General features: G+C 40.3%; 11 protein-coding genes, 2 tRNA genes and 1 pseudogene. 1 reads left to right on the top strand and 13 read right to left on the bottom strand.

Features of this window, described 5'->3' with window-relative positions; genetic code table 11:
* Positions 1-104 precede the first annotated feature (104 nt).
* The 13 genes and pseudogenes from NXV01_RS07425 to prmC form a co-directional block, all read right to left on the bottom strand.
* Positions 105-1,248: pseudogene (locus NXV01_RS07425) on the bottom strand (DUF1735 and LamG domain-containing protein).
* Between the two features lie 32 nt (positions 1,249-1,280).
* Complete coding sequence (locus NXV01_RS07420; RefSeq protein WP_217722896.1) at positions 1,281-2,402, bottom strand: glycoside hydrolase family 18; 1,122 nt, start codon at positions 2,400-2,402, stop codon at positions 1,281-1,283.
* Positions 2,403-2,435: 33 nt separating this feature from the next.
* Positions 2,436-4,076 (bottom strand): SusD/RagB family nutrient-binding outer membrane lipoprotein, encoded by a 1,641-nt coding sequence (locus NXV01_RS07415; RefSeq protein ID WP_117935555.1) that lies wholly within the window; start codon positions 4,074-4,076, stop codon positions 2,436-2,438.
* A 15-nt stretch (positions 4,077-4,091) separates the two neighbouring features.
* Positions 4,092-7,415, bottom strand: coding sequence for a TonB-dependent receptor (locus tag NXV01_RS07410; RefSeq protein WP_148363952.1), 3,324 nt, complete (start codon positions 7,413-7,415; stop codon positions 4,092-4,094).
* A gap of 162 nt (positions 7,416-7,577) precedes the next feature.
* Positions 7,578-8,564, bottom strand: coding sequence for a FecR family protein (locus NXV01_RS07405; protein WP_258979377.1), 987 nt, complete (start codon positions 8,562-8,564; stop codon positions 7,578-7,580).
* Positions 8,565-8,621: 57 nt separating this feature from the next.
* Positions 8,622-9,176 (bottom strand): RNA polymerase sigma-70 factor, encoded by a 555-nt coding sequence (locus NXV01_RS07400; protein WP_259022088.1) that lies wholly within the window; start codon positions 9,174-9,176, stop codon positions 8,622-8,624.
* A 277-nt stretch (positions 9,177-9,453) separates the two neighbouring features.
* A tRNA-Leu gene (locus NXV01_RS07395) sits at positions 9,454-9,537 on the bottom strand.
* A 16-nt stretch (positions 9,538-9,553) separates the two neighbouring features.
* Positions 9,554-9,626: transfer RNA gene (locus tag NXV01_RS07390), tRNA-Gly, on the bottom strand.
* Positions 9,627-9,719: 93 nt separating this feature from the next.
* Positions 9,720-11,060 carry an argininosuccinate lyase gene (gene argH / locus NXV01_RS07385; protein ID WP_148363955.1) on the bottom strand — a complete coding sequence of 447 codons (1,341 nt, stop codon included), beginning with the start codon at positions 11,058-11,060 and terminating at the stop codon, positions 9,720-9,722.
* A 108-nt stretch (positions 11,061-11,168) separates the two neighbouring features.
* Positions 11,169-11,579: an SRPBCC family protein gene (locus tag NXV01_RS07380; RefSeq protein WP_148363956.1), complete on the bottom strand. Its 411-nt coding sequence runs from the start codon at positions 11,577-11,579 to the stop codon at positions 11,169-11,171.
* A gap of 95 nt (positions 11,580-11,674) precedes the next feature.
* Entirely contained in the window at positions 11,675-12,313 is a 639-nt protein-coding gene (pyrE, locus tag NXV01_RS07375; protein ID WP_004299787.1) for an orotate phosphoribosyltransferase, read from the bottom strand.
* A gap of 78 nt (positions 12,314-12,391) precedes the next feature.
* Positions 12,392-12,874 carry a regulatory protein RecX gene (locus tag NXV01_RS07370; protein WP_148363957.1) on the bottom strand — a complete coding sequence of 161 codons (483 nt, stop codon included), beginning with the start codon at positions 12,872-12,874 and terminating at the stop codon, positions 12,392-12,394.
* A complete protein-coding gene (gene prmC, locus NXV01_RS07365; protein WP_259022087.1) occupies positions 12,871-13,707 on the bottom strand; it encodes a peptide chain release factor N(5)-glutamine methyltransferase in 837 nt (278 codons plus the stop codon). The genes NXV01_RS07370 and prmC overlap by 4 nt, the downstream gene beginning before the upstream one ends.
* 36 nt (positions 13,708-13,743) lie before the next feature.
* Here prmC and ribD point away from each other — a divergent pair, with 36 nt between their 5' ends.
* Positions 13,744-14,799 (top strand): bifunctional diaminohydroxyphosphoribosylaminopyrimidine deaminase/5-amino-6-(5-phosphoribosylamino)uracil reductase RibD, encoded by a 1,056-nt coding sequence (gene ribD / locus NXV01_RS07360; protein ID WP_259022086.1) that lies wholly within the window; start codon positions 13,744-13,746, stop codon positions 14,797-14,799.
* The last annotated feature ends 133 nt before the right edge of the window (positions 14,800-14,932 follow it).

Raw genomic sequence — 14,932 nt, 5'->3', positions numbered from 1 at the left:
AAAAGAAACCTGCTTACCAAAAGAATATTATCTTTTCAGTAAGCAGGCTTTCACTCATATTCAAAAATGCAAAGAGCAAAACTCTCACAAATTTGTGTGTTCCATTAATTAATAGCTATCGGAGCATCCAACGTCTTAATAGTAATTCCATTTGTAGTACCGTTTATACGCCCTGTGGCATCTTTGATAACTCCACCTTCCTGAGTCTCCGATCCGTCTAGTTTATAATAAAGTGCCAAGCCTTCTGAAGCAGGGTCAACCCCCCAGCATATTCTGCTTAAGTTGATTTTCCGTACGGGCTACACTCCAAACACGGACTTCACTCATTTTACCATGGAATGGACGTTCACCCCATTTGAAACCATAGATTCTACCAATATAAAAACCCATATCCGAATTCGGATCAAAACCGTCAATACCCCAATCTGAACCAGCCCATTTTTCACCATTTACATAAATGCCGGTTTTTCCTGTCGGTTGATCATAAGTCAACGCTACATGATACCAACGATTTGTTAACAACGGTTTCGTTACACGGTAGTTCTGTCCTCCGGCCACTTCCAAATAATCTTTAGGAGTAATTCCTCCTCCCGCATCACCGATACGGAGAATCATCACACCTTCGGTTCCCATAATCGTATTATTATCGAGGAAATAATCCACATTAATCAATGCTTCGTAAGTGAATGACGAGAAGAAAGTACCGACAGGGAACTTCACAGAAATATAGTGATTACTGAAATTACCAGCTTTGGTAATTTTCAACGGTTTGGAGAAAAAGAAATATGCAATGTTTGTTCCGGAAAGAGTCGACACCGAAGACGAATGTACCCGCATAGGCAAAACATACGAGTTCCCGGCTTTCAAGGCTTCTAACCCGGAAAGTTCGACTTCTACATTATTCGCATACAATTTTCCACTCGAAATAGAAGATGTCGTACTGCTTAGCTTTACCTGCGAAACATCAAGCATCTCATAATTTGTGCCATACTTTGCATTGTATTCGTCTACTACACTTGGTTCGGCTACACTATATGATACGTCTACCTGAGAGGAAGTTGCTGACGAGAGTCTTGAAACCAGATCAAATGTCATTACATCCATCTCATCTTCCACCGAGAAATTATATTCCTTGCTTTCGAAATAAACCTTAGGCTCCAGCAGGTCATTCATGCTGTCGTTGCAAGCGCCCAACAATAATGCCATACTACCTACCATCAAATAATAGAATATATGTTTATTCATCATCTTTTTACTGTTTTAGAATTTTATAAATCCACTTATTCCTGCGGTTTATTTTCCGCTTCGTTTTGTTTCGCTTTCCATTCATTGAAAACCCGCTGATTGATTTGAATAGCCTGACGCATCCATTTATAATTTGGTGTATTGTCATAATCATTATCGAAGCGATAAGCTCCTACTCCACCTTTATAACCTTTCCGCGGCATAGCAGCAGCCTGTCTCAGCAATTGACCTCCATTTGTGGCATACTTTTCAAAGTTTTCAGTACAGATTATTTTCTTAGGATCAACGCCATAACCATCTAAATTGGGGTTGGAACTACCATAACTTTGTATAATCCAATAATCGACATACTCATCCAATTCACTGGTAAGCCCATAAATATTTCCATCAATACAGATCATTTTATGTCCTTTACCTTCCGGATCGCTTTTCGGGCCAATGTAATTGTTCATCTCTTTAACCAAATGAATCAAATGCTTGTTCTGACTCAATGTGCCATCCATATCAAACACACCACTACCGATTTCCCAGTCTACATCATAACCGTCCCATTCGTTTGCATACAAAGAATCGCACAGAGCTTTGGCAAACTTCGCCAGACATGCATAATGGTTTTCACTTTCAAACTGACCTTCAAATCCCCAATATTTCCAACGGGCTTGTTTCTTCGCTGTTTCCAATTGAGCCGCCGACCAGCCTTCTTCCTCCGCTTGTTTTTCCACTTCGAGGTATACCGAATTTGGTGTCGCACCCTTACCAAGATAAGAAAGCAGACTTACCTGCAACAGTTTCGTTCCTTTCACCTTTTGCACAAACTCTTTATCAGCTTTCTGCTCCGGAGTGATTTCATAACGTCCTGGAGCGCCACTCCACATAGAAACAAAATCCATACTATCGGGCATAGCAGAAAGATATCCTCTTCGATAAGCTCCAGCAGGCGCCCAATTGGAATACCATCCGAAAGCTACGGGACGATTGTAATTCCAGGCAGTCGCCTTATAGGCACGCAGATTGGCATAATATGCCTCACTCTCCGCATTGTTCATTGTGGCATACCCGCCTATATGGTCTATCTCAATATTCTCCACATCCATGCAAGAAGTTACCATCATGCCTGTCAATGGAATAATATATAACAATTTTCTTAATGATTTCATATTTTTCATCTGTATTAAAATGATACATGTAGGTTATCTCTTACAATCCCACCACAAACGGGTAGAAGACCTATCTTCGCCACCGGCACCGTTATTGAACAACTTCAAGGCTGCTTCATAGATAGCCTTTCCCTCGTTAGTCTGAGAAAAACTGGTGGGATAAATCATACGGCGAATACCGCCCTCAAGAGTTGCGCCTTGCACTGCTCCTTTCAAAGTCTTAATGACATTCAACTTCGGATAACCGGTTCTTCTCCATTCCGTCCACGCTTCCTGTCCGTTAGGAAACAAAGCAATCCACTTCTGAATCATAATCTTTTCCAACTTCTGCTCAGTTGTTCCTTCAAACTTGGCAGTAGTCTCACACGGAGCAGAAAGTGTTTGCCCATACTGATAATGGGAAAACACAAATGCCCGAGGTGACAAATTGGAATTCATATAATCATCTACAGGATCGGTCACGCCATTCTCCTGAAAAGACATATCAATGCCCTGTTTATACCATGAATCCGCACTACCGAAACCTTCCCAGACTAAAGCTGCTTCCGCACGCAAAAAATAAACTTCCGACGCACGCAGCCAATATGTAGGAGTCCCACTTTGAATATTGGGCTTTGAGCAAGATTTGTAGATATCATTCTGCGCATTGGCATGCCCTGCCGGCACCGCTTGATATGTTTTTCCGTCGAAAGCCTCAACACCATAAGAGGTATTACCATCCATCGGCAAAAAATAAACACTCAAACGCGGGTCTTCATATCCCATCAGATAAGAAAAAATGGAAGAACCCATACGAGCTTCATTATAGTTGCCTGCCAGCCATTCAATGTTGTTGCGGAAAGTCATGCCTGCTCCTTGACTCATTTGGGCCGCATCATCCTTAGCCGTCATCACACCGATAGAATGATTTACTGCTTGAGTAGCATATTTTTTCGCCAGTTCCGCATTAGCGAAGCGGACACGCATAGCCAAACGAAGCATCAGCGAATTGCCGTATTTCACCCATTTAGTAGCATCTCCGGCATATACCGCATCATAAGCTCCCATCACATTCACCCCATTTTCAGCTTTTTCCGTCAATACGGCAATGGCAGCAGTCAAATCCTGAAACATAGCTTCATAAACATCCTTCTCCGAATCGAATGGAATGTTCATTGTAGCGTCCGCCGCATGAGAATAAGGCATCGGACCGAAACTTTCAAGTGTCTTGTGCCAAGCGGAAATCTTCAGAATTTGAGCCAAAGCAAAGACTTCGGGCGTACCATTTTTTTCGGACGCTATTTTCAATTTCTTCCAAGGATCAAGAGCATTGGTATAGGACTGTGTATAGGTCGCTTTTATCCAATTGTCCAACAAATAATAAGTAGTATTGTTACTACCTGCGTTCCAACCGTTACTGTTGTTCTCGCCAAAAAATCCACTCCAATTATCGGCCGATAGATGATAAGCTATTTGATATTCATTGATAACATCTGTATCATCAGCCTGTGTGCCTACGGGAATCACTGTCCGTTGCATAGCTGTAATCAGCCCTCCGACTTCAAAACCATCCATCGCACCTTCTCCGTCGCTCATCTCAAATTGGTTGGTATTGATTTCTTCAAAATTGCATGAGGCAAATAGCGCCATTGCGCATATCACCGCTAATAGTTTAAACTGATTCATTTTTCTCATAATAAAGAAGGTGTATTATAATTTAAATTTAATACCGAAACCAAAGCTACGAACACTCGGTTGCATAAAATAATCATTACCTTGTCCGTAAGTACTAGTGGAAGGAGTCAGTTCCGGATCGAACGGAGCTTCGCAATACAACATCCAAGGATTGTTGGCTATAAACGAAACTGTAACATCTTTCAACACGTTACCAAACCACTTATTAGGCATAGTATAGCTAAAGGTAAGTTCTTGCAAACGAATATTGGTGGCACTGTATACATAGTAACCGGAAGTTTCATAATTTCCCGTACCTGTCATCTGATAATAAGACTTCGCGTCTACCAGACCTTGTCCCTTCAACAATACGCCTCCCGCTTCACGAGCCTCAGCCGAACGTTTGGACACACCGAAACGATCGAGCAATGCCTCTGTAGAAGAGGTCACCACGCCACCAAAACGTCCGTTGATCTGGAATCCGAGCCCAAAGCCTTTGTATGTCAACATATTACTCCATCCCATATTGAAATCAGGAGAAGTTTTTCCCAAATAAACGGGTTCCCCCTTTTCCATTCCAAAGGTTCCATCGCTCTTTACCTCAACATATCCCAAGTGGTCTTTCTTTAAGAAGGTGTTGGCATAAATATCGTGAATACTTCCACCTTCTTTCAAGATGACACGACCACCATCCTTCAAAACCTCCGGAATATTAATCGGTTCATCCATCAAATCCGTATGATAGTTTTCAACCATCTCCTTAATCTCGTTTATATTACGAGAGAATGTCAATGTTGAAGAGACTCCTAATCCGAACTTAAACTGATCGGAATAGCTTAATGAAGCCTCCCAACCACGATTTCCCACATTACCGGCCTGCAAATAAATCTGCTTGTATCCGGTAAATTCCGGAAGATCACCCAAGAAGGTCTGATTGTATGTATTAGAATGATAGTAGGTTACCTCCGCACTTAATTTATTCCACAACTTCAGACTTAATCCAAATTCGTATGACTTTGTACGTTCTGCCTTGAAATCTGTAAACGGATAGATACCGGTAGGATCTAATGCACCACCCACAATAGGGGTAGTTACCGTACCCGGAGTCAGTCCCGAACGGGATACAGGCGCACCGACTTCCGTATACGAACCGCGAACTTTCAGGTAAGAGATAAATTCGGGCAATTTGACCATCTCGGAAATAATCCCGGACAGACCGATTGAGGGATAGAAGAAAGATTCTTCATCGGTATTCACCAAACGTGAATTCCAGTCATTACGTCCGGTCAGCGTCAAATAAAGCATACTCTTCCAACCAAGTTCCAAATTGGCAAAAACAGCATGATTACGTACACGACTATCACCACCCTTTTCTGAAATACGACCATTAGCCGGATCGATATTAGAAGCCGCAAATTTATTGGGCACTCCCAATAATGTCCCTTTGTATCCTCTCTCCAATGCCCAATAGTTAGAATAGTTCCAACCCGCATTGGCAGAAATACTGAAATCAGCTATATGTTTATTTACGTTCAACATAAAGTCGGCATATTCCTGACGGTCTTCATAGTTATTGTATCCATACAGTCCTTTCTTGCCTTCCGCAAATTTATCGTCGGATGAAGCGTAAATCTTGCGTTCAAACAATACATGTGTGTCATCCATTCTGAAACGGGCTGCCGCATTCAACCAATCGGTAATATTATAAGTCAACCCTACGTTGAACATATAACGACTCTTTTCATTCGTAGCTACATTGCGATAAGCAGTCCAGTAAGGGTTCTGTGAAGCATATACCGGATCTGCCACCGGCCAATACTGAACCGGAAGTTGACGGCTTTCATCGAAATGCTCGAATGACTTAATTCCATCAAAGTCTTCACCACGAGGGAACAAATAGGCGGCCATCACCGGATTCCAATATTGTCCTTGCGATACCATATTCTTGTCTTTCTGTTTCACATACGACGCACCTAAATCAAGTTGTAATTTATCATTAAGGAAAGTTGCCGTATTACGGATTGTGAAATTCAAACGTTCATATTCATTATTAGGCACAATACCTTTGGAATTGGTAGAAGAAACAGAAGCAAAAGTCTGATTCGATTTCGTACCGGTGGTCAACGTAACCGAATTAATAAAGTTTGTTCCGGTATTAAAGAAATCCTTCTTAGGATCATAACTTGTAGGAGTCAAAAGTTTCTCACCCCAGCTTTCATACATATCTTTTTTGTTACCATACGTATTTTGAAACTCAGGAGTCATATAAGCTTTGCTGAACTCTGAAGAAGAAGAGAACTGCACTGAAAGTTTTCCTTCTTTTCCTTTTTTAGTGGTAATCAAAATTACACCGTTGGCAGCACTACTACCATACAGCGCGGCAGCCGAAGGACCACTCAAAACAGAAAGGCTTTCAATATCTTCGGGATTGAAGTCGGCGATTCCTTCTGTTCCGGCCTTACCTTCACCCATAATACCACTGTCGGTATTTCCCATATTGGTATTGAACAAAGGAATACCGTCCACCACATACAAAGCATTGTTATCACCTTCGATAGATTTTGCACCACGCATTACAACACGTGTCGCACCACCAACTCCACTAGCGCTTTTATTAATACTCACTCCGGCTATCTTACCGTTCAACGAGTTTACAAAGTTAGCATCTTTTACCGTAGTCAAAGCATCTCCCTTGACTTGTTGTACATTGTAAGACAACGCCTTTTCTGCGCGTTTGATACCCAATGCCGTCACAACAACTTCATCGAGCACTTCGGTATCCTGCTTCATTACAACCGGATAAAAATCTTTCTTGGAGACAGGAATTGTCTGTGTAGCATATCCGATATAAGATACTTTAAGAATCGATTTTTCTGCCGCTTTGATCGTAAAGTTACCATCGAAATCGGTAATCGTACCTGTAGAACTACCATCCACAGATATATTTACTCCAATCAACGGTTCACCGCTTTCATCGGTAACCTTTCCTTTGATATTTTTAAGGGTTTGCGTAACTACAGGCTTCTTTTCAGTTATTATGATGTAGTTACCTTGAATCTGGAATGAAAAGCCTGTCCCTTTTAAAATGGTATCGAGTGCGGTTTCGAGGGATGCATTCTGCAAGTTTAACTGGGCTATTACTTTTCCTTTTAATTCGGAATCACTATAATTTATAGACTTTTTGGACTGTTTTTCCACAGTCTTTAAGGCATCAATGACAGTGATGTTCTTTTGCTGGATAGTTATTTTACTATCATTTTGAGCCAAAGCGAAAGTCTGTATAAGAATAAGACTTAAAAAAGTGAGAAAGACCCGCTTATGAGCTATTTTTTCTGCTATTTTTTCGTAGATTTGTAGCATCTTTAGTATTAGTTAATTGGTTATTATTCTAGGATCATTCAGAATAGCGTCAATATTACGCTAATATTAAAAGAAATTGATTTCATATCCGGGAGGAACGGCCATTCCTTCCGGGTATTTTTTTGCATTACGTATTAAATTAAAAAAGGTTCTACAATATATTTATTCTTTGCTAGTTACATAGCACTTATTTCCCTTGACAACATAGTTTACATTTCCTACAACTTGCGATATAATCTTCATAACTTCCTCCAAATTAGCCTGTTTGGAGAAACGGAAACTATATGTATTCTTTTTCAGACTATGAAGGCTATATACAAAGGCATAAGGAAATTTACGTTCAAGATTTGTAAAAATATCCTCCAGATGCATATTACTAAAAACCAATTCCCCACGTTGCCATGCCGTCACATCATCTATCTCAGGCATCCGCAAATTGTGCGCTTTCGTATGTTTGTCATAGACCAACTGTTCATTAGGCTTTAAAATAATATTTGACATTAAATTATTAAATTCCACTTTCACACGACCTTCCAATAATGTGGCAATTAATTCATTGCTGTCAGGATAAGCATTTACATTAAACTCTGTTCCCAAAGCTGTAACTTGATAATCATTCGCCTTTACAATGAAAGGATGCTTCTTATCCGGTTTCACTTTAAAGTTGGCCTCACCAATCAAATATACACTTCTAGTTTCTCCTGTAAATTGTTCCGGATATAGTAGTGTACTCTTTGAATTCAGCATGACATGTGTACCATCCGGTAATGTAAGTTCACGAGTTTCGGCTGTTGGTATATAGCATTCAACCAAATCTTTTTCTGGTCGGTCCTTTTCCAACATCAGATAGATAGAAATGGATGAGACAGCTAACAAGAAAATAGCTGCAGCTCTCCATATAAGTAACTGGTAATTTCTCTGCGAAGTGGCAGACTGCATTCCCAGATTCTGCCGCATTCGTTGTATTGATTGTTGCATACCATCAGGTGCTCTCTGTCCTTCTGCTTGTTTCCAAAGCTCATGAAGAGCCTCATTCTTTTCATCAACATGCTCCTCATCAGCCAACCACTGTTGCACTTTCTTCTGTGTATCGGCTGAATAGTTGTTATGGCCGAACAATTCTATGAGTTGTTGAATATAATTTTTCATGAATCTTTTTCTTTCTTTTTTGGGCTTTATACACTAAATACAACTACTACGAACACACTACTTAAAAATATTGGAGAAAAAAATTAAAAAGAGGAGTACCTTCTTTAATTCGATCAATGCCAGATAAACCTGATGCTCTATAGTACGAATAGAAACATCGAGTTTATCAGCTATTTCTTTATGGCTTAATCCTCGAAAACGGCTAAGTTCGAATATCAACCGACGACGTTTCGGCATCTTTTCCAAGGTCAACTGAATAATCAACAGCATCTCCCTATAATATACATTATTCAAGATCTCTTCTTTCTCTGTCAATTCATAAAGAAAAGTCTTTTCTATAACCTCCGCCTGATATTCTTGCTCTACCTGTTGATGCTTAAAGATGTTCAGAACTATATTTCTAGTCATTATAAAGATATAATTGTCTAGTTCTTTATCATTATTCAGCCATAACTCCGGCTGCAGCCAAAGCTTACAAAAAACATCTTGAGCCACATCTTCTGCATCACTTTCCGATTTAAGCAGCATTTGAGCAAAGTTTTTTACTTTCGGAAAATTCACAGTAAAAAACCTCTGAAACTTTAATTCAATCTGCTTGTCGTTATTTTCCATCTCTCTAGTATTTTTCAGTGTTAACGGTTAAATCAAATGTACCATGTATAAGGTTAAAGAAATGATTAATATAATATCTATTACAAGATTATAATCTGAAAGCAAAATAAAAGATTAATAACACAATAAAAAAATATTATTACTGTTTTTTGATTTATTTTTTCAAGTAGCCATTACTACAAAGCTCCCTCAAACAAAACAAATGTAGATTACACACCCATAAAAATAAAAAAGGCTTTATGAATCAATGATTCATAAAGCCTATAAAGAATACTCGTACTCGAAGCGGGACTTGAACCCGCACAGCCGCAATGGCCAAAGGATTTTAAGTCCTTCGTGTCTACCATTCCACCATTCGAGCATCCTTTCAAAGAAAGAGCGGAAAACGAGACTCGAACTCGCGACCCTAACCTTGGCAAGGTTATGCTCTACCAACTGAGCTATTTCCGCGTTTTTTCAACGGGTGCAAAGATAAGTAGTTTACTTGTTTCTGCCAAATCTTTTCGGAGGAAAGTTTAAAAAACTATCCTCCGAAAGTTTATTTTATCTTCCAAGCAGTGCTTTCTCCGCTTTCTCCATTCCACAAAAGTTGAATCCATCGATCACTTGCTGCATCAATGCTGAGATTTCCGCATTGCAAAGGTTGCCAATACTACCTTCATGAGTATGGTGTACTTCTTTTGTATGAGAGAATTTTCCAGCTTCAATATCCAAACCAACCTTCTTATATGCATCACGGAAAGGCATACCTTCACGTGCCAGACGATTCACTTCTTCCACGCTAAAAATAAGGAGGTATTTATCATCATCGAGGATATGCTCATTGACCTTTATTTCATTCATGATGTAAGTTGTCATCTGCAAACAGTCTTTCAATTCCTGAAAAGCAGGCAGGAAAACTTCTTTTATAATCTGCAAATCACGGAAATAGCCGGAAGGCAAATTATTCGCAATCATCATGATCTGTTGAGGAAGCGATTGCAGTTTATTACATTTAGCACGTGTCAGTTCAAAAACATCGGGATTCTTCTTATGGGGCATAATGCTGGACCCCGTGGTACAGTCATCGGGCAATTTCACGAAACCAAAGTTCTGGCTATTAAACATGCAGGCATCAAAAGCTAACTTGGAAATGGTTCCGGCAATCGTAGCCAATGCAAAAGCAACATTACGTTCCATTTTCCCACGCCCCATTTGAGCATACACAACATTGTAATTCATCGAATCAAAGCCAAGCAAGTCGGTTGTCATTGTCCGGTTCAAAGGAAAGGACGAACCATACCCTGCTGCAGAACCTAATGGATTACGATTACACATTTTAAATGCGGCCTGCAAAAACAGCATATCGTCCATGAGACTCTCGGCATAGGCACCAAACCACAAACCAAAAGAAGAAGGCATTGCAATCTGTAAGTGGGTATACCCTGGCATCAAAACGTTTTTATATCGTTCGCTCTGACGAATCAGTACATGGAAAAGTTGCTCTACAGCTTCGGCAACTTCTTTTATTTGTGTACGGGTAAAAAGTTTCAAATCCAATAAGACCTGATCATTTCTGGAACGACCACTATGTATTTTCTTTCCGATATCACCCAAACGACGGGTCAACATCAGTTCTACCTGTGAATGTACATCTTCCACCCCGTCTTCTATGATAAATTCACCTTTTTCAGCCGAGGCATAAATACTCTTCAACTCTGCCAGCAACTGTTCCAGTTCTTCTTTTGTCAACAAACCGATACTTTCAAGCATCGTAATGTGAGCCATAGAGCCGAGCACATCATGCTTGGCCAAATAAAGATCCATCTCACGATCACGACCTACCGTGAAACGTTCGATATCCTTATTCACCTGTACGGACTTCTCCCAAAGTTTCTGTGCCATAAAAAATAAGTTTAAGTATTAAGTGTTAAGTATTAAGTATTAAGCACAACAGCATGAGCCAAAGTGACTGCGGTTAATACTTAATACCTAATACTTAATACTTGTTTTTTAATATTCAATAACTGCCAGCATATCAACCATCTTCTCCAAACCCTCCTGAAGAGGTTTCTGTACCATTGCTTTCATAAACGGATTAAGATCCATACCGATAGTCACCTTCACCTTGCACTCTTCTTCTGCAGTTTCAACCAGTTGAATCCACATATTAAAGGGAAGTGGAGAGTTAGTTGTTGCCAACTTTATACATTTACATGGATCACGCTCTACAATTTGCAAAGTCAGTTGCCCAACAGGAGGGACACTAAAGCTTAACGTGTCCGAATCAAAACTCAAATCCTGTACCTTATCTTTCGGTAAACGATCTTTGACAGCTTCCAGATTACTCAAATCCGAAAGTTTATTATATACGCGTTCCTGACTGTAAGGTATTACCTTGACACTACTCTCAAAATTACTCATAAATTTCTATTAGTATAAAACAAAAAAAGAACAATCCGGCCAAATATTGTCCGAACAGTTCTTTTTACCAAATATGTTTGATCAAAAAATGAATCTTATTTTCCAGCATCCCAATGAGCAGGGTCTTTACGCCATTCGTTCAATGTCTGTATGTCTTCTTCTTCAATATAGCCTGTACGAAGAGCGACATCAAGTACTGCTTCATAATTGGTCAATGTTACCAAAGTCACCTTCGCATTTTTGAACGCCTCTTCAGCTACCGGGAATCCGTATGTATACGCTGCAACCATACCGATCACTTCGCAACCATCGCGACGAATTGCTTCAACAGCCTTCAAACTACTACCACCAGTAGAAATCAAATCTTCTACGACTACGACTTTCATGCCCGGACGAAGTTCACCTTCAATCAGGTTTTCCAATCCATGATCTTTGGGGGTAGAACGAACATACACGAACGGCAGATTCAATGCATCAGCTACCAAAGCTCCCTGCGGAATAGCGCCTGTAGCCACACCAGCAATCGCATCCACCTGTCCGAATCGTTCTAATATCAGACGTGTAATTTCAATCTTCACAAAATTACGAAGAGAAGGATAGGACAGAGTTTTACGGTTGTCACAGTAAAAGGGGGATTTCCATCCAGAAGCCCATGTAAAAGGGTTAGCGGGTTGAAGTTTAATAGCCTTAATCTTCAACAGTTTCTCCGCAAATAGTCTCTCTAAGTTTTTCATAACTAAACTAACTATTAATTATTTGCCGCAAAAGTACAGAAATTGAATGAGAATAAAAAGAAGAATCCGTTTATTTTTTCAGTCAATTTGTTCCTCTTCATCGGGAATGTCAATACAACGCTTGATATCTTTCAATTCAAATCCACGACTCATAGCGAATCGCATCAGCTTTCCATTCAATTCGTAATCGTCTGCCGCATGGATACTTTTCCGCTTGGAAGTCAGCAAGTCACGCAGAATAGAAAGATATTCTTCTTCATCAATTTCATTCAGATAACGCCATGCCACATCAGAAGGGATTTTCTTCATGTAAAGCCCTTGGGCTATTTTCATTTTCCCCCACTTGGCAAAGCGGAACTTGTCATTCACAAAAGCCCTGCAGAAACGTTCATCATCAATGAACTTCTCTGATTCCAGTCGGTCAAGAATACGCGCAATGGTATCATAGGCAATCCCCCAACGTTGTAACTTCTCATTTATTTCTGCCCGGCAATGCTCGGCAGTGGAGCAGTAAGAGGCTACGCGATTTAAAGCCTCTTCATCAGTTAATTGTGCACTCATCGGTTAGCTGTAACTATTCTATCTTTTCCAAATATGTCTTTTATAACACGAACATCACGATATTGGTTCATTTCAAGTATGTGTGCTGTTTCCCGGCCATAAGCCTGGTTGATTTCAAAATAAAGTTTTCCGCCCGGCAATAACAATTCACTTCCCAGACAGGCTATACGATTATAAAACCGTAAAGGGTCCTCATCAGGAACGAACAAAGCCAAACCCGGTTCCCACTCAAGGACATTAGCGTCCATTTCGTTCTTTTCCGTTTCAGTCACATAAGGCGGATTACTGACGATCACATCAAAAGACGGTACTTTTTCCCAGTCATCGGACAGCACATCTCTTTGCAGAAATCTCACCCCGGCTTCTAAATTTTCATTGTTTTTACGGGCAATAGACAACGCTTCTTCCGAAATATCCCAAGCCTCTACGGCTACATCCGGAAGTTTTTTATCCAGAGAGATCGCAATGCATCCGCTTCCTGTACCTATATCTAACAAACGACGTGCATTCGGGTTCTCCTTTACTATTAGCTCTACGAGTTCCGCGGTCTCCGGCCGAGGGATTAACACGCCGGAAGCAACCTTAAAATTCCTTCCACAAAACTCTGCAAAACCGCGAATGTACTGTATAGGTTCATTTTTCTGTAAACGGAATATAATGTTTTCTAATTCACGCTGTTTGCATTCGGATAAAATTATATCTTTGCCCATGTAAATATCGAGCGCATCTAAGCCTAACATGTCGCAACAAATCAGCATTGAAAGAGCTTTTATCTCTTCCGGCGGATAGATTTCCTGCAAAGAATGGCGAATGTAAGCGGTGATACGATTCATATTTTCACAATTTCGGAGTGCAAAAGTAAGAATAATATGGCGAAGAGCACCAAAATGGAAGAAGAAAAATACATGAGGCGTTGCATTGAGCTTGCAAAGAAAGGGTTATGCAATGTGCCTCCAAACCCGATGGTAGGGGCTGTTATCGTATGTAACGGACGTATTATCGGTGAAGGCTATCACATTCGTTGCGGAGAGGCACATGCGGAGGTCAACGCAATCCGTTCTGTCAAAGATGAGTCTTTATTGAAACATTCTACGATTTATGTCAGTCTGGAACCTTGCTCCCACTACGGGAAAACGCCTCCTTGTGCGGATCTGATTATAGAGAAACAGATTCCACGCATTGTTATCGGCTGTCAGGACCCCTTTTCTGAAGTAGCCGGACGAGGAATTCAGAAATTACTGGATGCCGGACGGGAAGTTACAGTCGGCATATTAGAGGAAGAATGTCAATCGCTGATTCGTCGTTTTATTACTTTCAATACACTTCATCGGCCTTTTATCACGTTAAAATGGGCAGAGTCAGCCGATCGTTTTATTGACATAGAACGTACAGGTGGAATGCCTGTGATACTCTCCTCTCCTCTCACTTCAATGCTAGTACATAAAAAAAGAGCGGAGGCCGATGCTATTATGGTAGGCAGACGAACGGCTTTATTGGATAATCCGTCGCTAACGGTACGCAACTGGTATGGGCATCATCCAATACGCATCGTATTAGATCGCACATTATCTCTTCCGAATGATTTACAAATATTCGATGGAAATGTGCCAACATTAGTCTTTACTGAAAAGAAACAGCCAGAAAGAACCAACATCACATATATCTCCATCGACTTCAATCATAACCCACTGGAGCAGATTATGGAGGTACTGTATCAACGGAAAATACAATCCTTACTGGTAGAAGGAGGCAGTCAATTGCTGCAATCATTCATCGATAATGAACTATGGGACGAGGCGTATATCGAGAAGTGCCCCAGCTGGCTACATTCCGGTGTTAAAGCACCCCAAATGAACGATAATTATAGTTATTCGATAGAAGAACACTTCGAAAGACAATTTTGGCATTATGTTCACCGGATATAGCTAAGATAGTTCTATTCAGGGGGTTTTACGTCGATAAAAACAGTATTATTATCTATAATTTTATATAAAACTTACCTGTAATGTTCATTATCGGAAAAAATGTTTCTATTTTTGCAACTTGTAAATAAACACA

Source organism: Bacteroides sp. BFG-606, assembly GCF_024788145.1.
Taxonomy (GTDB): Bacteria; Bacteroidota; Bacteroidia; order Bacteroidales; family Bacteroidaceae; genus Bacteroides; species Bacteroides vicugnae.
Note: the sequence above shows the minus strand (reverse complement) of the source record. Positions and strands in the feature narration are given on the sequence as shown.